This is a genomic window from Sphingobacteriaceae bacterium, assembly GCA_016715905.1.
Lineage (GTDB): Bacteria > Bacteroidota > Bacteroidia > B-17B0 > Aurantibacillaceae > Aurantibacillus.
This window is the reverse complement of sequence record JADJXI010000004.1, coordinates 294,628-314,624: the sequence shown is the minus strand read 5'-3', so window position 1 is coordinate 314,624 and position 19,997 is coordinate 294,628. Positions and strand designations below refer to the sequence as shown.

22 protein-coding genes and 1 pseudogene are annotated in these 19,997 nt (G+C 34.7%); 10 read left to right on the top strand and 13 right to left on the bottom strand.

Going from position 1 to position 19,997, the window contains the following annotated elements; genetic code table 11:
* Window positions 1–40: 40 nt before the first annotated feature.
* On the top strand, window positions 41–1,021 hold the full coding sequence (locus IPM51_05595) for an acetyl-CoA carboxylase carboxyltransferase subunit alpha (GenBank protein MBK9283778.1): 981 nt from the start codon (window positions 41–43) through the stop codon (window positions 1,019–1,021).
* A gap of 15 nt (window positions 1,022–1,036) precedes the next feature.
* Window positions 1,037–1,601, top strand: a pseudogene (gene efp / locus IPM51_05590) (elongation factor P).
* Between the two features lie 86 nt (window positions 1,602–1,687).
* Here the strand turns inward: efp and IPM51_05585 are convergent.
* The 11 genes from IPM51_05585 to IPM51_05535 form a co-directional block, all read right to left on the bottom strand.
* A complete protein-coding gene (locus IPM51_05585; protein MBK9283777.1) occupies window positions 1,688–1,897 on the bottom strand; it encodes a hypothetical protein in 210 nt (69 codons plus the stop codon).
* A gap of 4 nt (window positions 1,898–1,901) precedes the next feature.
* The gene (locus IPM51_05580; GenBank protein ID MBK9283776.1) at window positions 1,902–2,192 is read right to left on the bottom strand and encodes a hypothetical protein; all 291 of its coding nucleotides are present in this window, start codon (window positions 2,190–2,192) and stop codon (window positions 1,902–1,904) included.
* 11 nt (window positions 2,193–2,203) lie between these two features.
* Window positions 2,204–2,461 (bottom strand): hypothetical protein, encoded by a 258-nt coding sequence (locus IPM51_05575; protein MBK9283775.1) that lies wholly within the window; start codon window positions 2,459–2,461, stop codon window positions 2,204–2,206.
* Between the two features lie 169 nt (window positions 2,462–2,630).
* The gene (locus IPM51_05570; GenBank protein MBK9283774.1) at window positions 2,631–2,915 is read right to left on the bottom strand and encodes a hypothetical protein; all 285 of its coding nucleotides are present in this window, start codon (window positions 2,913–2,915) and stop codon (window positions 2,631–2,633) included.
* A gap of 19 nt (window positions 2,916–2,934) precedes the next feature.
* Window positions 2,935–3,207 carry a hypothetical protein gene (locus tag IPM51_05565; GenBank protein MBK9283773.1) on the bottom strand — a complete coding sequence of 91 codons (273 nt, stop codon included), beginning with the start codon at window positions 3,205–3,207 and terminating at the stop codon, window positions 2,935–2,937.
* A 22-nt stretch (window positions 3,208–3,229) separates the two neighbouring features.
* Window positions 3,230–3,517 (bottom strand): hypothetical protein, encoded by a 288-nt coding sequence (locus tag IPM51_05560; GenBank protein ID MBK9283772.1) that lies wholly within the window; start codon window positions 3,515–3,517, stop codon window positions 3,230–3,232.
* A gap of 1,102 nt (window positions 3,518–4,619) precedes the next feature.
* Window positions 4,620–6,257 (bottom strand): chaperonin GroEL, encoded by a 1,638-nt coding sequence (gene groL / locus IPM51_05555; GenBank protein ID MBK9283771.1) that lies wholly within the window; start codon window positions 6,255–6,257, stop codon window positions 4,620–4,622.
* Between the two features lie 49 nt (window positions 6,258–6,306).
* The gene (locus IPM51_05550) at window positions 6,307–6,585 is read right to left on the bottom strand and encodes a co-chaperone GroES (GenBank protein ID MBK9283770.1); all 279 of its coding nucleotides are present in this window, start codon (window positions 6,583–6,585) and stop codon (window positions 6,307–6,309) included.
* 145 nt (window positions 6,586–6,730) lie between these two features.
* Window positions 6,731–7,891 carry a diaminopimelate decarboxylase gene (lysA, locus tag IPM51_05545; protein ID MBK9283769.1) on the bottom strand — a complete coding sequence of 387 codons (1,161 nt, stop codon included), beginning with the start codon at window positions 7,889–7,891 and terminating at the stop codon, window positions 6,731–6,733.
* Between the two features lie 9 nt (window positions 7,892–7,900).
* Window positions 7,901–9,220, bottom strand: a complete 1,320-nt coding sequence (locus tag IPM51_05540; GenBank protein MBK9283768.1) for an aspartate kinase — start codon at window positions 9,218–9,220, stop codon at window positions 7,901–7,903.
* Window positions 9,221–9,304: 84 nt separating this feature from the next.
* A complete protein-coding gene (locus IPM51_05535; GenBank protein MBK9283767.1) occupies window positions 9,305–10,141 on the bottom strand; it encodes a 4-(cytidine 5'-diphospho)-2-C-methyl-D-erythritol kinase in 837 nt (278 codons plus the stop codon).
* A gap of 71 nt (window positions 10,142–10,212) precedes the next feature.
* Here IPM51_05535 and IPM51_05530 point away from each other — a divergent pair, with 71 nt between their 5' ends.
* Window positions 10,213–11,202: a hypothetical protein gene (locus IPM51_05530; protein MBK9283766.1), complete on the top strand. Its 990-nt coding sequence runs from the start codon at window positions 10,213–10,215 to the stop codon at window positions 11,200–11,202.
* A 117-nt stretch (window positions 11,203–11,319) separates the two neighbouring features.
* Here the strand turns inward: IPM51_05530 and rplS are convergent, their stop codons facing one another.
* Entirely contained in the window at window positions 11,320–11,685 is a 366-nt protein-coding gene (gene rplS, locus IPM51_05525; GenBank protein MBK9283765.1) for a 50S ribosomal protein L19, read from the bottom strand.
* A 467-nt stretch (window positions 11,686–12,152) separates the two neighbouring features.
* Between rplS and IPM51_05520 the strand changes: the two genes are divergently transcribed.
* From IPM51_05520 to IPM51_05510, 3 genes are all read left to right on the top strand, one after another.
* Window positions 12,153–12,449 (top strand): GIY-YIG nuclease family protein, encoded by a 297-nt coding sequence (locus tag IPM51_05520; protein ID MBK9283764.1) that lies wholly within the window; start codon window positions 12,153–12,155, stop codon window positions 12,447–12,449.
* Between the two features lie 159 nt (window positions 12,450–12,608).
* Window positions 12,609–12,905: a GIY-YIG nuclease family protein gene (locus IPM51_05515; protein ID MBK9283763.1), complete on the top strand. Its 297-nt coding sequence runs from the start codon at window positions 12,609–12,611 to the stop codon at window positions 12,903–12,905.
* Between the two features lie 624 nt (window positions 12,906–13,529).
* Entirely contained in the window at window positions 13,530–15,800 is a 2,271-nt protein-coding gene (locus IPM51_05510; GenBank protein ID MBK9283762.1) for a hypothetical protein, read from the top strand.
* A gap of 136 nt (window positions 15,801–15,936) precedes the next feature.
* On the opposite strand, the gene IPM51_05505 is transcribed toward IPM51_05510, so the two are convergent.
* Window positions 15,937–16,398 carry a cold shock domain-containing protein gene (locus tag IPM51_05505; protein ID MBK9283761.1) on the bottom strand — a complete coding sequence of 154 codons (462 nt, stop codon included), beginning with the start codon at window positions 16,396–16,398 and terminating at the stop codon, window positions 15,937–15,939.
* 301 nt (window positions 16,399–16,699) lie between these two features.
* Here IPM51_05505 and IPM51_05500 point away from each other — a divergent pair, with 301 nt between their 5' ends.
* From IPM51_05500 to IPM51_05485, 4 genes are all read left to right on the top strand, one after another.
* Window positions 16,700–17,821, top strand: a complete 1,122-nt coding sequence (locus IPM51_05500; GenBank protein MBK9283760.1) for a DEAD/DEAH box helicase — start codon at window positions 16,700–16,702, stop codon at window positions 17,819–17,821.
* Window positions 17,822–17,876: 55 nt separating this feature from the next.
* Complete coding sequence (locus IPM51_05495; protein ID MBK9283759.1) at window positions 17,877–18,959, top strand: acyl-CoA desaturase; 1,083 nt, start codon at window positions 17,877–17,879, stop codon at window positions 18,957–18,959.
* Between the two features lie 195 nt (window positions 18,960–19,154).
* A complete protein-coding gene (locus IPM51_05490) occupies window positions 19,155–19,415 on the top strand; it encodes a DUF167 domain-containing protein (GenBank protein ID MBK9283758.1) in 261 nt (86 codons plus the stop codon).
* A gap of 2 nt (window positions 19,416–19,417) precedes the next feature.
* A complete protein-coding gene (locus IPM51_05485; GenBank protein ID MBK9283757.1) occupies window positions 19,418–19,966 on the top strand; it encodes a PhnA domain-containing protein in 549 nt (182 codons plus the stop codon).
* Window positions 19,967–19,997 lie beyond the last annotated feature (31 nt).

Below are 19,997 nucleotides of genomic sequence, written 5' to 3'. Positions count from 1 at the left end.
CAAAAAATAGTACTTTTGCCCCCTAACTAATTCAATTTTAATGACCTATTTGGATTTTGAAAAACCCATTCAGGATTTGGAAACAGAGTTAACCAAACTGAAGGAAGTTTCTGCTAAAAGCAAAGTTGATTTTAAGGATAAGATTGCAGAATTGGAAAGGCATATTCTTGAAAAAACGAAAGAAATATATTCGAATTTAAGTCCTTGGCAACGTGTGCAAGTAAGCAGACATCCCGAGCGGCCGTATACCTTAGCCTACATCGAAAAAATTACCAATAATTCATTTATTGAATTACATGGTGATAGAACCGTTGCTGATGATAAGGCCATGGTGGGTGGTTTTGGAGAAATAGACGGGCAAACCGTTATGTTTATTGGTCAGCAAAAAGGTGTCAATACCAAAATGCGTCAGATCCGAAGATTTGGAATGGCCAATCCGGAAGGATATCGTAAAGCTTTACGCTTAATGAAATTGGCAGAAAAATTCAATAAGCCCATTGTAACATTAATTGATACGCCTGGAGCTTATCCCGGCCTGGAAGCTGAAGAAAGAGGACAAGGAGAAGCCATTGCCAGAAATTTATTAGAAATGGCCCAATTAAAAGTGCCGGTAATTTGTATCATTATTGGCGAAGGAGCAAGTGGTGGTGCATTAGGAATTGGCATTGGTGACAGAGTATTGATGTTGGAAAACACCTGGTATTCGGTAATTTCTCCCGAAAGTTGTTCATCCATATTATGGAGAAGTTGGAATTTTAAAGAAAAAGCAGCAGAAGCTTTAAAACTGACGGCCGAAGATATGAGTAAGAATGGATTAATAGACGGTACTATTCGTGAACCCGTTGGAGGTGCGCATAGAAATCATGAGGAAACATTTGAAACGGTAAAGCAAGCCATTCTAAAATATTTGAAAGAACTAAATTCACTTAGCCCTGAAAAAAGAATTGAGCAAAGAATAGAAAAATTCTCTGCTATGGGTGTAGTACATGATATAACCGAAGAAATAATTAACCAAGCATAATAAAAATAAAATAACATGGCAGACACAGGAGATATAGGCGTAGGATCAGTGATCCGTTTTAACGGAGAATTAATGCAGATAATGGAGTACCAACACAGAACTCCGGGAAATTTGCGTGCTTTTTACCAAGCCAAAATGAAAAATTTGAAGAACGGTAAACAAACAGAGAATCGTTTCAGAAGCGGTGAGTTAGTAGACATTGTACGCGTTGACTATAAGATGATGCAATTCATTTACGTTGAAGGAGACTTTGTAGTATTGATGGATACAGAAAACTACGAACAAATTCATTTACCTAAATTGATGCTTGGTGATCAGGCAAAATTTTTAAAAGAAGGCATGGAAGTGAAAGTAAGCTTTGAGGGAGACGAACCCATCATTGCTGAAGCGCCAACTTTTATTGAAGCCCAAATCACGTATACCGAACCTGGGGTTAAAGGTGATACAGCCACCAATACATTAAAGAAAGCAAACCATAGATACCGGTACCGAAATAAATGTGCCTTTATTTATGAACGAAGGAGATTGGGTAAAAGTAGATACCAGAACCGGAGCTTACGTGGAGAGAATTAAGAAGTGAGAAGTTAGAAGTTAGAAGTTAGAATTAATGCATAAAAAAAATCCATCAGAAAGTTTCTGATGGATTTTTTGTTTTATACGTAAAAACTAACTTAATTCACAACTTGCCGAAGTGCCTGCACTGACAAATGAAGTGGAAGAGTTACACCAAGTTTTTGAATCCTTCTTTCTCATGGTTGCTTTTGTAACTGAAGTAGCTGTATTTCCATTTACAACCGAAGTACATGTGCACGTATATTCTTTCTTACAAGAAGAAATAAACAACAAAAGTAATATACCTGACAAGGAGAATTTCATGAGATTAGTCTAATTCACAGGTATATTCTCTAACCGTAGTTTGAGTGGTAGTTCCCCAAATATTCGTATATGATTCTGTTCTGTCATAACACTCAGCGTTTTCTTTGGCCCATCCTTTTTTCACCTTATCGGTTGCAGTCCATTTTTCAGTACCGCTAGATGCTGTAGTTACCGTGCCTCCCGGACTACTAGATGTGGTTGTGCTTGTCCAATCGCAAGAACAAACTCTTTCCTTTTTACAAGATGTTGTAATAACTGCTACAGCTATTACAGCCAATAAAAATATTTTTTTCATATCCGATCTTATTATTTTAATTCACATTTAGTATCTGTTATTGAAGTGCCCGGGTTTGGTGTAAGATCTATATCTTCATACTTACTGGAAACACATAATTTTTTCGCATCTCTTTTCTTTATTTTTTTATAAGTAGTAGTATAAGGTTGCCCAACAGACACTATACCACCTGTACTGGTGTACGTAGAAGTACAAGTACATGTTCTTTCTTTTTTGCAGGAAGCAAGCATTATGCAAGCTACCGCAATCATGGTTAATTTAATTTTCATTCTTTTTTTAATTTTTAATTATTAAACAAATTTAGAATTTATTAAAAGAAGATTTGTTAATTAAAGTAATACTTTTCATTAATTCACAAAAAAAACACCCCAACTATTTGTTGGGGTGTTTTAATTTCTTTTATCCTTTAGATTATTAAGAAATAAATTAAACTTTAAATTAGTCTAATGAACAATCAAACTTCATTACATCAACATTGGTGTAAGTTGTACCACCAGATGTCCATGATGTAGTACTTGTTTCTTCACCGCTATTGCAATGAGCTCCACCTTTTGACACTTTGTCGTTTTTCTTAACATAAGTCATAGTACCGGTAGGTAAAGTATTTGCTACTCCATTTGTTGTAGAAGACACATAAGTTGCAGAGCAAGTACATGTTCTTTCTTTTTTGCAGGAAACCATCGTTAAACCGGCAACAGCTGCTATCAATAATATTTTTTTCATATTTCTAATTTTTTATTAATTAACTAAGTGAACAATCAACTTTTTGAACTTGAATTGTGGTATTAGCACCTGAAACCTGTGTCCAAGTCTCTTCTCCGCTATTGCAATCAACAGCTTTTTTAGAAGCTTTTGTGTATTTGGTTTCTTCTGTTGAAGCAGCTGGTAAAGTTGGATTAGCAACTCCATTAAAAGTTTGAGAAGTTACAGTTGTTGTGCATTTGCAAGTTCTGTCTTTTTTACAAGAAGTCATGCCTAAAACCGCTATAGCGGCCATAAAAATTACTTTTTTCATATTTTTTTATTTGATTTAATTATTAAGATAATGAGCAATCCATTTTATCTACATTAATTGTAGTATAAGTTGTACCACCCCAAGTGCTTGTAGAAGTTGAAGTAGTTTCACCACTAGCGCAACCAGCACCATTTTTTGAAGTTTTTGAATACTTCGTTTCAGTAGTCGAAGGATTTCCTAATGTAGTTGCAGCAACTCCATTAGTTGTAGAAGAAACAGGAGTAGATGTACACTTACAAGTTCTTTCTTTTTTACAAGCAGTAAATGTTACAGCAAGGGCAACAACTGCTAACAATGTAATTTTTTTCATAGTTTTTTTTGGTTAAAGATTTTAGCAAATATAAGATGATTTATTGAATCTGTGGCAATATAAACGGATTTAATAAGCTGATTTTAAACAGGCTAAGGTTTAAATCCATTAAAAAGAATAGTTATAGTCTTATTTATTGATAATCAGAATGTTAGGTTAGTAAACTTTATGTTTCATTTCAATTAAATTATTGTGACGTACTTATTTTTGTCCATTTCATGATTGATTTTAATTGTTAAATATAATTTAAATGAACGTCAAACTTCTTAATTATTAAATTCCTATTCATAGCCAATGGGTATAAAAAATGTTATGAGTAGTATCACAATTTGATTTGCACCATAAACAAAAAAAAAGAGCGTTCATAAAGAACACCCTCTTAATCTTTTCATCATCCCGAGGCTACCTTTCTCTTCGCTCGGGATGTGAAACACTAAACTTTTACTTGCTCCGCTGCGTAAAAGCTAAGTGTAATAAAAAAGAGCGTTCAATCAGAACGCCCTCTTTATCTTTTCATCATCCCGAGGCTACCTTTCTCTTCGCTCGGGATGTGAAACACTAACCTTTTAATGCTTCGCTGCGTAAAAGCTAAGTGTAATAAAAAAGAGCGTTCAATCAGAACGCCCTCTTTATCTTTTCATCATCCCGAGGCTACGCTTCTCTTCGCTCGGGATGTGAAACACTAACCTTTTACTTGCTTCGCTACGTAAAAGCTAAGTGTAATAAAAAAAGAGCGTTCATTAAGAACGCCCTCTTAATCTTTTCATCATCCCGAGGCTACGCTTCTCTTCGCTCGGGATGTGAAACACTAACCTTTTACTTGCTTCGCTACGTAAAAGCTAAGTGTAATAAAAAAGAGCGTTCAATCAGAACGCCCTCTTTATCTTTTCATCATCCCGAGGCTACGCTTCTCTTCGCTCGGGATGTGAAACACTAACCTTTTACTTGCTTCGCTACGTAAAAGCTAAGTGTAATAAAAAAAGAGCGTTCATTAAGAACGCCCTCTTAATCTTTTCATCATCCCGAGGCTACGCTTCTCTTCGCTCGGGATGTGAAACACTAACCTTTTACTTGCTTCGCTACGTAAAAGCTAAGTGTTTCATCACATCATGCCGCCCATGCCGCCCATATCCGGACCGTGACCATGAGGAGCAGGTTTATCTTCTTTTTTCTCAGCTAAAACACAATCGGTTGTTAAAAGCATGGCCGCAACTGATGCAGCATTTTCTAATGCAACACGACTTACTTTAGTTGGATCGATTACACCTGCTTTTAATAAATTTTCGTAAGTCTCCGTACGTGCATTAAAACCAAAATCATCTTTTCCTTCTTTTACACGTTGTACAACAATTGAACCTTCAATTCCACAATTGGTGCAAATTTGACGTAAAGGTTCTTCTATTGCACGTTTCACAATTTGGATTCCGGTAGTTTCATCTTCATTAGCTCCTTTTAACTTTTCTAATGAAGAAATTGCTCTGATATAAGCAGTACCTCCACCCGGAACAATACCTTCTTCAACTGCAGCACGTGTAGCCGCTAAAGCATCATCAACTCTGTCTTTCTTCTCTTTCATCTCCACTTCACTTGCTGCTCCAATATAAAGCACAGCAACACCTCCGGCTAATTTCGCTAAACGCTCTTGTAATTTTTCTCTGTCGTAATCAGAAGTTGTGGCTTCAATTTGAGATTTAATTTGATTAACACGTAGTGCAATGTCAGCTTTCTTACCTGCTCCATTTACAATGGTGGTGTTATCTTTATCAATGGTAATTTTTTCAGCTCTTCCTAAATCAACTAAATCTGCATCTTCCAATCTTCTGCCTTGCTCATCGCTAATAAATGTTCCTCCGGTTAAAATAGCAATATCTTCCAACATGGCTTTTCTTCTGTCACCAAATCCGGGAGCTTTAACTGCAGCTATTTTTAAATTTGCACGCAATCTGTTTACTACTAAAGTTTGTAAAGCTTCCCCATCTAAATCTTCTGCTATAATTAATAAAGGTTTACCGGATTGAACAGCTTTTTCTAAAATGGGAAGTAATTCTTTCATGCCGCTGATTTTCTTTTCATAAATCAACACATATGGATTTTCTAGAACTGTTTCCATTTTATCCACATTAGTAACGAAGTAAGGAGAAATATAGCCTCTGTCAAATTGCATACCTTCCACTACTTCAACTGTAGTTTCTGTTCCTTTTGCTTCTTCAACAGTAATAACTCCTTCTTTCTTCACTTTATTCATAGCTTCTGCTATTAATTTTCCAATAGCACTATCGTTATTAGCAGATATGGTTGCCACTTGCTCAATTTTTTTATTTTCATTTCCAATATTCTGTGACTGCTTTTTTAAATTTTCAACCACTGCAGTAACCGCCTTATCAATCCCTCTTTTTAAATCCATTGGGTTTGCACCTGCAGCCACGTTTTTTAAACCCGCAGTTACAATAGCCTGTCCTAAAACAGTTGCAGTTGTGGTTCCATCACCAGCAACATCAGCCGTTTTTGAAGCCACTTCTTTCAATAACTGCGCACCCATATTTTCAACCGGATTGCTTAATTCAATTTCCTTTGCAACAGTTACACCATCTTTAGTAATTTGCGGTGAACCAAATTTTTTATCGATAATAACGTTTCTGCCTTTAGGGCCTAATGTTACTTTTACTGCATTTGCCAATGCATCAACTCCACGCTTTAACGCATCACGAGCTTCTATATTAAATGTGATATCTTTTGCCATATACTTTCTCTTTTTACTTTTTTAAATAATTATTTTATGATTTTTAAAATTAAATGATTGCATAAATATCGCTTTCTCTCATAATTAAAAGCTCTTTACCATCCACTAAAATTTCGGTTCCGGCATACTTACCGTACAATACTTCATCACCGGCTTTTACGGTCATAGGCTCATCGGGTTTACCGCTACCTACAGCAATTACTTTTCCTTTCATGGGTTTTTCTTTTGCTGTATCTGGAATGATAATTCCACCAGCGGTTTTCGTTTCTGCTTTTGCAGGTTCAACAAGTACTCTGTCGGCCAGAGGTTTAAAATTTACTTTTGCCATATAATTAATTATTAGATTTTAAAAATTTTCGCTAATGTACGAGCATAAATCGTACCAAAGACCCCTTATTAAATAAAAAGGTCATTTTTTCAGATATATTCAGGTTTTTGCGTAAAAAATTCAGAAAAGAAGTGACAAGGTGACACTAAAAAAAATAGCTTTTCACCTGATCTCGTAAATTATATTGACTACTCATTACCTCACCATATGCACCGGCACTTCGTATAGCAATAAGATCACCACGATTACAGGATTTTAATTCTACAGCTTTACCAAAGCAATCGCTGCTTTCACATATCGGCCCAACAACATCGTATTTTTCAATTTTTTCATTTGTTCTTTTTAAAAAACCGGAACTTATATTTTCAATTTTATGATAGGCTTGATACAAAGCCGGACGAATTAATTCGGTCATGCCTGCATCTAATATAGCAAAATTGGTGTTAATGCCTTTTTTAACGTAAAGCACTCGTGAAATTAAGCTGCCACATTGCCCCACAAGCGCTCTGCCTAATTCAAAATGTACCTTTTGTGATGGCTCTAATTCTAAAAACTGAACAAACACCTTAAAAAAACTATCGAAATCAACAATTGCATTTTTATCAGGCTCTTGATAATCAATTCCTAAACCTCCACCCACATTAATCACTTCCAGTAAAAAACCTTTGGAAATAAACCATTTATTTATTTCGTTTACCCGTGTACATAAATTTTTGTAAGGCTTCAAATCATTAATTTGAGAACCAATGTGAAAATGCAAGCCAATAAACTGCAGGTTTTTTAAATTCTTAAGTACACCTAATACTTCATCAAATTCATAGGGATTTATACCAAATTTATTTTCTTCCAATCCGGTTGTAATATATTTGTGTGTATACGCATCCACATTTGGATTTATACGCAAAGCAATTCTAGCCACTTTATTTTTTTGAGAAGCCAATTGGTTAATGACACTTAACTCCGGAATACTTTCTACATTAAAACAAAATATGTCGTGATCAAGCGCATAGTTAATTTCGACATCACTTTTACCAACTCCTGCAAAAACAATTTCGTTATTATGAAATCCGCATTCCACTGCTCTTTTTACTTCATTTCCGCTTACACAGTCGGCGCCAATATTATGCTCTCGTATTAATTTTAATATTTCAATATTGGAATTCGCTTTTAAAGCGTAATGTACCGTATAATTTTTGGGCTTACTTTTATTTAAACTTTCTAACGTTTGAATCAACAATTGTTTATCGTAATAATAAAACGGCGTGTCTGTCTGACTAAATTTTTCTAAATGTTTTGTAGGAAACATAAATGCGAATCAGTTATAATTAAACAATCCTTTATTTAAGGCCTGTAGCGCTTGTTTTTTATGATCGCTATGCACCAAAACTGAAATATTATTTGGACTTCCGCCATAAGAAACCATTCGGAGCGGAATTTCTTTTAATGCATCCAAAACTTTTACACCGTTTCCTATCGAGCTTTTGCTAAGCTGACCTACCACACAAATGATGGTTTGATCTCTTTCTACCTCCACATGAGCTATCTCTTTCAATTCACTCAAAATTTCATTCAAATACTTATCATTATCAATAGTGAGCGAAACTGCTACTTCACTAGTTGTAATCATATCAATGGAAGTTTTATGCCGTTCAAATATTTCAAATACGGCCCTTAAAAAACCATGTGCCAATAGCATTCGCTCGCTTTTAATATTTAAAGCTAAAATTCCATCTTTAGCTGCAACTGCTTTTATTCCTTCATTTCCGGTTTTATTAGAAATAATAGTTCCTTGGGCATCCGGTTGCATGGTGTTTTTTAAACGAACAGGCACGTTTCTTTTTTGGGCAGGTAAAATACAAGTGGGGTGTAAAATTTTTGCACCAAAGTACGCCAACTCGGCAGCTTCATCAAAACTCAATTCATGAATAGGATGCGTTTTGTTTACCATACGCGGATCATTATTATGCATACCATCAATATCGGTCCAAATTTGCACTTCTTCGCTTTTTATGGCGGCACCAATAAGTGATGCTGTATAATCACTCCCTCCTCTTTTCAAATTATCGATTTCTCCGAATTCATTTCTACATATATATCCTTGAGTAATAAATAATTTTTCTCCTGAAAATTTACTCAATTCTTCCAGTAAATATTTTTCAATATATTTTAAATCAGGTTCTTCATTTTTATCAATCCGCATAAAATTTAAAGCCGGCAAAAGTACAGAGGGTATTCCCTGCTCTTCTAAGTAATAATGAAATAGTGCCGTACTTAATAATTCACCTTGTGCCAATATTGCCTTTTCTTCATTAGCCGTAAACATATCCAGGGTGAAGGAATTAAGATATTTAAAATGCGTATGAATAAGTTGTTCTGCTTTTAATTTAATTTCGTTTTTACTAAACAACTCATCAATAACCGTCTCGTATTTTGTTTTTAAATTGTTTATTTGATTTTTAGCTTCATCAATATTTCGACTGTATAAGGAAGTATTTATTTCAACCAAAGCATTGGTGGTCCCACTCATGGCACTCAAAACCACAATTTTCGGACGTTCATCAACCGTTAGCTTTACCAGCTCTTTAATACGTTGCGGACTTCCAACACTTGTTCCGCCAAATTTCATCACTAACATGATACAAAAATTAAAATTTTTCCAGTTTTCTTTTCTAAAACGGGGTCTTAATTTGGAATTGCAAAGAAAAAATATTTATCCCAATTACAAAGCGTTTGAATTGGGTTTTTGTAAAAAGTAATGAAACCCGTGAGGCCATTCTAATAATTCCGGTGCGTTTTTAAAAATGGCATAAATTGCACTTCCACTGCCGCTTAGTGAAACATATAGGGCATTTTTCGAATAAAGATATTGTTTAATCTCAGTTAATTTTGGGTATTTCATCAAAATAGATACCTCGAAATGATTGTACAGTGTATTTTTCCATTGTTCAACCGGTATTTGTTCAACAATTTCCTTAACGTTTTGAGTGGGTAAATCTTTTAAGCTCAATCCACCATAAGCTTCAGCAGTATTACTATGAATATTAGGATAAACAATTAATATACAGTAGGCAGAGAGATTAATATTTATTCCTTCGAATTCATTCCCTTTTCCATGGGCAAATAGGGCATTATTTTTTAAGAAAAAAGCACAATCACTCCCTAATTGATTGGCATAAGTAAGCAATTGACTTTCATTTAAATTTAATTCGCACTTGGTATTCAGTGCTTTCAGGAAAAAAGCAGCGTCAGAACTCCCCCCGCCTAAACCAGCACCCATGGGAATATTTTTAAATAAATCAACACGCATGCCCGGCAAATTAACATCCTTTTTTACCAGTTCCCAGGCTTTGTAAATTAGATTTTGTTCAACATTACCTTTAATGGAAATCCCTGAGGTGTTGATTTCTAAATGGTTAGACTTAGTAAGTAGTGTGATTTCTAAAACATCTAACCAATTTACGGGGTAAAAAACAGTTTCAATATTATGAAAACCGTCTTTTCTTTTTTCGGTTACCGACAGTCCCAGATTAATTTTGCTATTTGGAAATAAAATCACTTTTAACAGATTTTGTACTTTAAATTAATTGTGCTAAATTGCATCAAAATTATTTCAAAACGTTTATGAAAATGAAAAAAGTTATTTTAGGTTGTTCCGTTCTAGCTACTGCTTTATTTTTCGCAAGTTGCAATAAAGATAAAACTGTTGCTGAACCCGTACAAGATACTGAGTTTCAAAGCACAAAAGATGTGATTTACGCGAATACGGTTGCTGCTGAATTAGAGCAAGTAGTTGCATATATTGCTGAAGGACAAACTGCAACAAAATATATGGCTATTGCGCCGGGTTCAACTGGAACAATTACCAATAATACTAGCGGAAATGTTTTAACTGTTGTTTTCTCCGGATCTGTAACTTGTAGCGATGGAAAAAAACGCGATGGAACCATACAGATTACGAAATCGTCAAGCCCCGCATCTTATAGTGCCTCAATTTACCATGATCCGGGATTTGTTGCCACTGTTGATTTAAATAACTATTGGGTTGATGGATGGAATATCAAAACTGTAAATCCATTTATAGTAACCAATGTTAGTAAAGGTCCATTAGCTGCTTTTAGTACTTCAGCTGATAAATTAACTTGGACTTATGAAGGAAAGTTATCTATTGAAAATGTAGCTGATGTAGCTAAAAATATGGTTTGGGAAGGAAAGATGACTAAAACATTAGTGAATACAAACAATGTTAAGATATTCCCCTCAACTAAATTATTACCTATAGCTTGGTCAAGCACAGTGGTTGCTGACAATGCAAACTTGGAATATTCAGGAGATTCTAAAGGAGAAACTAAAGCCGGAACTGCATTTACTTTCTCAATTAGTGAAACTCCATTAGTTCGTAATTATGCATGTGCTCCCGATAAAGTATTAGGAGTAACAAATAATACAGTAATTGTTTATTCAGAATGGCATCCGTTTATTGGTGGTATTGCTAACTTTACTACAGGAACATTAGAGCCTCGTAAAGTTGATTTCAGTAATGAAGGAATGATGGATTGCGATAATGCAGTTAAAGTAACTATTAAAGGAGTGGATACTCCGGTTGACTTAATGAAATAATTCTTTCTAAGAAATATAAAAAAGTCTCATTGAAAAATGGGACTTTTTTTTTGCCTAATATTTTTACATAAAAAAACCCGATGAAATCATCGGGTTTTAACTTATTAAATTTATTCATTATGAATTATCAATATTCCCTACCTTCTCGCGGATACGGGCAGCCTTACCGGTTAATTTTCTAATATAGAAAAGTTTTGCTCTTCTAACTACTCCGGATTTGTTCACAACAATTTTATCAATAAAAGGAGAAGCTGTTGGGAAAATACGTTCAACGCCAATTCCATTACTTATTTTACGTACAGTAAAAGAAGCCGTTGCGTTTTCATTTTTTCTTTGAATTACAACACCTGAAAATTGTTGGATACGTTCTTTGTCACCCTCTTTAATTTTATAATGCACGGTTACCGTGTCTCCGGCTTTAAAATCAGGATGCTCTACTTTGTGCGTCAGCTGACTTTTTACATAGTCTAATAAAAGGCTCATGTTTATTTGTTTTAAATTATCGTTTAAAGCATTCTTTACCCTGTGTAAACAGCGGCTTTGAAACGGGCGACAAATATAGGTAATAATTATGTTTTGGCAAAAAATGATGTGATTTTAGCTAAAAACCATCAATAAAATGAGGCTTGGCTCAAATGTTGCGGATAACTCGCAATTTCTTCTGCCGGTTTTCAATTGGAATACAAGTCCACGGGTTGGTTCTGATGGGTCGGCAGCGGCGGATCGGGAGGTATAGAAGTACTTCTTTCATTTTCATTTATTAAAAAAATTGCATCTTTGCACGAGAATACTCTAGTGTCGCGAGTTAAAATTCGCGATGACGAGTGCCTTCGGGCGCCTCGTCATTTAGTCCTGATTGTTATTAGGAAGTATATTAAGTCCGGGTGTTGGTCCCGATAGCTATCGGGAGGTATAAAAGAACGCTTGAGCTGCGTAATTTGTGAATTAAAATGGCTGCTGTTTACATATTATTTTCTGCTAAAATCAATAAATATTATACTGGCAGTTGTCTTAACGTAAAAGAACGAATATTGGAGCATAAAAATAAAACATATATCAAGTCATTTACGTCTGTTGCCGAAGATTGGGTTTTATATTTTTCTATAAATGACTTAGACGAGACTGTAGCGAGAAAAATAGAAAAACATATAAAAGCTATGAAGTCTAAAAAATACATTGAAAATTTATGTAAACATCCTGAAATGATAGAAAAGTTAATCATTAAATTTTCTAAAGTTCCTATATAAATTACGACCAATTTTCTTTTAAAAATTGCATCTTTGCATGGAACTACTCTAGTGTTTAGTCCTGATTGTTATTAGGAAGTATATTAAGTCCGGGTGTTGGTCCCGATAGCTATCGGGAGGTATAAAAGAACGCTTGAGCTGCGTAATTTGTGAATTAAAATGGCTGCTGTTTACATATTATTTTCTGCTAAAATCAATAAATATTATACTGGCAGTTGTCTTAACGTAAAAGAACGAATATTGGAGCATAAAAATAAAACATATATCAAGTCATTTACGTCCGTTGCCGAAGATTGGGTTTTATATTTTTCTATAAATGACTTAGACGAGACTGTAGCGAGAAAAATAGAAAAACATATAAAAGCTATGAAGTCTAAAAAATACATTGAAAATTTATGTAAACATCCTGAAATGATAAAAAAGTTAATCATTAAATTTTCTAAAGTTCCTATATAAATTACGACCAATTTTCTTTTAAAAATTGCATCTTTGCATGGAACTACTCTAGTGTTTAGTCCTGGTTGTTATCAGGAAGTATATTAAGTCCGGGTGTTGGAATGGTATACAAGTACGCTTGAGGTGCGTATGCCGCAAGGCGTGAGAGTTCGAGTCTCTTCCCGGATACGGTTCAGCCCCGCTTTGGCGGGGCTTTTTTAATTCATTTAATTATTAATATTGGTCCCGATAGTCCGTCGCGGCGGATCGGGGGGGTATACAAGTACGCTTGAGGTGAGTATGCCGCAAGGCGTGAGATCCCGATAACTATCAGGACGAGTCTCCTCCTAGGTACAAAAGCAGACTATTTTTTAATAGTCTGCTTTTTATTCATTTTTTTGCAATTTTATTCAATACTTCAATAAATCAAATCTGTTTAATAGTTTAATCAGCATAAATCGTTATTGGACTTATTTTATAATAAATCTGAAACTTAAAACGATTCAAATCAATAAACCATAATTCATTATCAACTACTTTTTTGTGAAAGTTATTGTTTAAAGATTTGATGAATTTGTTTTTTATTCTAACTTTACATAGACTAATTGTTTGTCCTTATTTAATAATAAATAATTTAAAATTAAAATGAAGGCTTTTATACCTGTTCTTTTCGTTGTTACATCAATGACCTTTCCTATTCTTTCAAAGGCTCGTAGCTCCACTAATTGGCAAAAAGATGCGTTTAATGACAAGACTTTTGTAAAAAATGAAGGGCAGTACAATGGTCAATCTCTATTAGCAAATGAAAATATTAAATATGCGGTAGATCAAGGTGCTGTTAAAATATTTTTCTCACCAAAAGGTTTAACTTGGCGTTTTGATACTTGGAAACAGGTACCCGGAAGTTGGGCCGAAAATAAAGCAATAGGTCTTGCTCCATTTGATAGTCCTCAAGAAGAGGAAGAAGAATCTTGGAATGCTGAACGAAGTATAAAAACTATACAAATGAAATGGCTTAATGCCAACCCTACAGCACAAATTCTAAGCTGGGAAGAAGTTCCTCACTATTACAATTTCTCTATGGGTAACAGTCCTATTCTTGACATTAACCATGTGCATGGTTATCGTCATTTATTATATAAGGAACTCTATCCGGGTATTGATGTTCATTTCAGCTTTCATCCGGAAACCGGTATAAAGTATGAATTTATGATGAAGCCGGGTGCGGATATTTCTGTAGTAACAATGGAATATTCCGACAATCAAGGGATCACGTTAAGCAACGGAAATCTATACATTCATACTTCAGAAGGTGATATTATTGACCACGCGCCTATAACTTTTTATAAAGACGACAAATCGCCAATCAGCTCATCCTTTTCTGTTTCCGGAAACCAAGTAACTATTCAACTTGGCAATTATGATAATAATCGTGAGGTTGTTGTTGATCCATGGAGTGTTAGTCCGGCATTATTAAGTCAAAATATCGCTTTTGACATTGAGAAAGATAATGCATTGGATATTTATGTTTATGGGGGGCTCAATCCTTACCAAGTAAGAAAATTCGACAATGCCGGAAATTTACTTTGGGTAACTAATACACTTAATAACGGACAACGCCCTGGCGACCTTGCTGTTGATGGAGCCGGTAATGTATATGTTACTTCTGGTCACAATATGAGTGGTGCTGTTCCTTATATCTCACGCCTAACATCAGCCGGCGCTGTGGTTTGGAATAATACAGGAGCTACAACCATAGAGTTTTGGTGTCTCACAGCCTCACCTGCCGGTGCTGTAGTTGCCGGCGACTCATTTCCCGGAGGTCGTTTTTCGAACATCGATTTAACTAACGGAAACAGGCTTGGCACCACCAACATTTTACCTGCCAGTAAAGATTTTCGTGCACAATATCGCAACCAAGCCGGAAATTATTTTGGAATTACCTGTGATGGATCAGCTGATGAAAGGGTTGTTGGGGTTACTCCGGCTTTCGGACTAATATTCAATCAACCCGCATTGCATAATCCGCCTTACAATGGCACTCCACTATACTGTAACGGTCCGCTACCTACTATTTGCGGGTATAATGGTATTGCAGCAAGCAACTCATATGTTTACACCAATAATGGCTCTACTCTTTTCAGAAGGAACATACTTACCGGTGCTCTGATTAACTCATTAACAATTCCGGGTGGAGCTAATGATGCTAACAGTGGTTTGGATGTAGATCCTTGCGGTAACGTTTATGTTGGATCAGGAACTGGTGTATATCAATACGACTCTCTGTTAAATTTTCTTTCTTTCCAGGCTACTAGCGGTCCGGTTTACGATGTAACGCATTACACCAACAATGAAATTTTGGCTTGTGGCAATGGCTTCATTACGCATCAGATTTTTGGCGTTCCCTGTACTACAATTCTTCCTATAAGTATATTAAATTTTGCCGGGGAATCTGTGGGTACTGCGAATCAACTCAATTGGACAAGCACCGAAGAAACAAATATGGATCATTTTGTTGTGGAAAGAAGCGCAAATGCCAATGCATATGAAGAACTTGGAAAAGTTAATGTTAAAGGAAATAGCCATTTAAATAATTCCTACTCATTCATTGACAATTCTCCTCGTAATGGCACCAATTATTACAGGCTGAGATCAGTAGAGTCAAACGGAATAAGCGAATACTCAGGTATAATATCTGTAGATTCTAGATCACGAAGCGTTCAATTGAGCATTGTACCTAATCCTACAAATGGAAAATTCAGTGTCGGCACTCGAGAAGACGTACACGTTTACAATATGTATGGAGAGCTACTCTTTAGTTCTGATAATAAAGAACTAGATATGAGTATATATCCCAATGGTGTATACCTGGTGAAATCCGGTAACGGTTTTGCGAAGTTGGTTTTAAATAAATAATAGGGCTGAAATTATTTTACAATTAACGCAAATCAAGCAATTCACGAATAATTCGTTAGTAAATCATTAGGTTATTTTATATTAGGCTCTGAAAATATTAGGTTGAATTTTCTCCTAATAATACTTGTCCGAAAAATTATTGTGCCGATTCGGATTTGGTGATATTCACCGCATTTAATCCTCTAAGTCCTTTCACCAGTTCATACGTAACCATATCCCCGGCCTTAACATCATAATTAGCTCCAGATATATGGAAAAAGATCTTCTCTTGTGTTTCATTACTTTTAATAAATCCGAAATTTTTCTCTTGATAATAAATAGCAACTCGTCCAATATTAACTTTATCCATGCTATCTTTTGAAAAAGACTGAGCACCTAATTGAATGTCTTCTGCTTTTATTTCAACCTTAAGTTTAGGATCAGGAGGTGTATTAGAAATATTTCCATTGTGATCCACATACGCCATCATATCTTCAAGCCCCTTTCCTTTACCGGAATTCTCTTTTCTTAAAGCGCGTTTTTCATCTTTTTCTTTTTGTTTAAGCTTTTTCTTTTTCTCTTTTTCTACTTTTTGGAAAGTTTGTTTTGATTTAGCCATGCATTTCATAAATCTGTTTAAAGTAGATTTGTGAAACTAAACCCGCTCAGATTTCCACAAATTTAAGAAAAATGCGCTTATTATTATATCAGCCTATTACAATTATTTATGACTAAGGACGTAACGGTCTGTAGTTGATTATCAAAATTTTGTTTATATTTGTACATCCTTTTGAGGATTGTATCACAATCTCTGAATGCTATAATCGGCAACCATTCAATTTTTTTATTACAATTTATAAGGTTAAAGCGGTGTTGTTACCCTCATATAACTACGCGCGATTATTAATACAATTAACTTAATGACATTTAAAGAATTAAATTTATCAGAGCCCTTATTAAGGGCGCTAGAAACTATTGGATACAAAAATCCAACACCAATCCAAGAAAAAGCAATTACACCTATTTTAAACGGAAAAGATCTTTTTGGCTGCGCTCAAACCGGAACAGGTAAAACCGGAGCATTTACCTTACCAATTTTGCAAAAATTACACAGCGGAATACAAACAAAAGCAATTAAAGCACTTATTCTTGCGCCTACCCGTGAACTTGCCTTGCAAATCAGCGAGAACATCCGTCAATACAGCATCAACCTCAAATTATCACACGTTACTATTTTTGGAGGAGTTTCTCAAAAAAATCAAGAAAGAGAACTTCAAAAAGGAGTAGATATAATTATTGCAACTCCCGGGAGATTATTAGACCTTATGAACCAGGGAATTATTAATCTGAGTAAAATAGAATACTTTGTTTTAGATGAAGCCGACAGAATGTTGGATATGGGATTCATTCGCGACATTAATAAAATAATAAGCAAACTTCCCAAGCAAAGACAAACCTTGTTTTTCTCTGCCACTGCAACTCCGGAAATTATGAAACTTGCGAATACATTACTAATTAATCCTGTTCATATTTCGGTAACACCGGTATCCTCCTCTACTCCTTTAGTTGAACAGAGTATATATTATGTGGCTAAAGAAAACAAAAGGTCTTTATTAAAACATGTAATAAACACCAACAATGTAGAGCATGCCTTAGTGTTTACTCGTACGAAAAGAGGCGCTGACCGAGTTGCAAAAGAACTAAACAAAAACGGAATTAGTTCTGAAGCCATACATGGCGATAAATCACAAGGTGCGAGAGAAAGAGCATTAACGGGATTTAAAAGTAGAAAAATTAGAATATTAGTAGCCACGGATATCGCTTCGCGTGGAATTGATATAGATAAACTATCTCACGTAATTAATTTTGAAATACCGGAACAAGCAGAAACCTATGTGCATCGCATTGGACGTACTGGCCGTGCCGGATCTACCGGTATTGCTTTTTCTTTTTGCTCACAAGATGAAATGGATTATCTAAAGGATATTCGCAAACTAGTGAAGTCAAATATTCCCGTGGTAGCTGCTCATCCTTATTCATAACGCTTCAAATAAATTGAATTTAAATAACTATTTATTTATGTGAAAAAAAATAGAAATGCAGCAGATAAAATTTATTGATAAAGACAAAAACAGAAGCGAATTTTTTGCAACACTCAGAAATCGTGTTGATCAACATTTCAGAAGCAATAATATTTCCAAAAATTTTAATTCAAAAATGGTTGTGAAAACTGTTCTTTTATTAACGGCTTATATTTTACCTTTCACTCTTATTCTATTTCTGAATTATCCACCTATAATAAACTACACCTTGTGGTTTATTATGGGTTTTTCAAAAGCCGGCATTGGCATGTCGGTTATGCACGATGCTAATCACGGCGCCTATTCAGGAAATAGTAAAACTAATTATTGGATTGGCGTAAGTATTAATTTAGTTGGAGGTTCTATCTTTAACTGGAAATTACAACACAATATTTTACATCATACGTATACGAATATAGTTGACATGGATGAAGATATTGAAGATAAACTTTTTTTTCGCTTTTCTCCTCACAGCAAACCTAAATGGTTTCACCGATTTCAATTTATTTACGTTTTTTTCTTTTATGCAATACTTACCTTATATTGGGCCCTTATTAAAGACTTTGTTCAATTTAGAAAATATATCAAATCCGGTATAAATAAAGATTCTGATTCAACCAATCAGAAAAATTTTACCAAATTGATTATTGCTAAAATTTTATATTTTTTCGTTTTCATTATTCTGCCCATTTTCATACTACAATTGCCGGCGTTGAATTATATTTTAGGATTTTTACTCATGCATTTTATGGCCGGAATTATTCTGTCTGTCATATTTCAGTTGGCCCATACTGTAGAAAACACAACACACCCATTACCGGATAAAGAAGGTACAATTATTAATACATGGGCGATTCACCAATTAAACACCACCTCTAATTTTTCCAGAAAAAGTAAAATACTTACCTGGTACCTGGGCGGTTTAAATTATCAGGTAGAGCATCATCTTTTTCCTAATATTTGTCATATTCATTACCCGGCTATTGCTCCTATTGTGAAAAATACTGCAGAGGAATTTGGCATTCGGTATTTAGAAAACGATAGTTTTTTAAAGGCCTTTAACTCGCACATGAGACTACTGAAAACATTTGGTAAGTAAAAAAGAAATATAATTCTATCCAAGACTTTATTAAAGCAAATTAATTTCCCGGCAACTTCATTTAACAAGAAAGAGATCAACAGTGTCTCATTCTTTTTAAAACTCAAACTATCTTTTTTATTTCTAAAATCGTAGCTTTATTTACCAAAAACGCCAACCGATTAAAATGAAAATAATACCAATTCTAATTATTGAATGATAATTTTAAAAATAAAAGTTAAACCTTCTTCGTTCAAAGATGAGATTCAGATGACAAACGAAGGATGGATTATTAAAATTAAGGCCAAAGCAATTGATGGCGAAGCCAATAAATATTTAATAAACTATTTGTCAAATTCATTTAAAATTCCAAAAAGTTCTATAATATTATCGAAAGGAAATTCCAGTCCGTTTAAAACCTTACTAATAAATGTAAATGAGGAAGAATGGAATAAAATTTACATTAAACTAAAATGATTATGGAAAAATTAAAAGCACGAAATAACAACCTTTGCGAACTTTGCAATTTAAATGAACCTACCATTGCTTTTACGGTTAGTCCGAAGTCCGATGAAGACATCAATCATCAGGTTTCACTTTGTGATACTTGTCACTCCAAATTAAACCATGAAAATGAAAGTCATTATTGGAGATGCCTCGAAGGAAGTATTTGGAGTGAAACGCCGGCGGTAAAAGCACTTAGCTATCGATTATTGCAAAATTTTAAAAATGAAGATTGGGCAAATAATACGCTTTCTTCGGTTGATGTGGAGGAAGAAATTGTGAATTGGGCCATGAGTGCTTTTGAAATTGCAGCGGTGCATAAAGATGCATTTGGGAATATTCTGGAAAACGGAGATAATGTTGTATTAACTCAAGCATTGGACGTAAAAGGTACAAACTTTACGGCTTCAAAGGGAACTGTGGTAAAAAGAATAAAGCTGGTTAGTGAAAACGCAGAACATATAGAAGGTAAGATCAATGAACAATCGATCGTAATTCTTACCAAGTATGTAAAAAAACAATAATGAATATTCTGAAATAAATAATTAGTTCTAA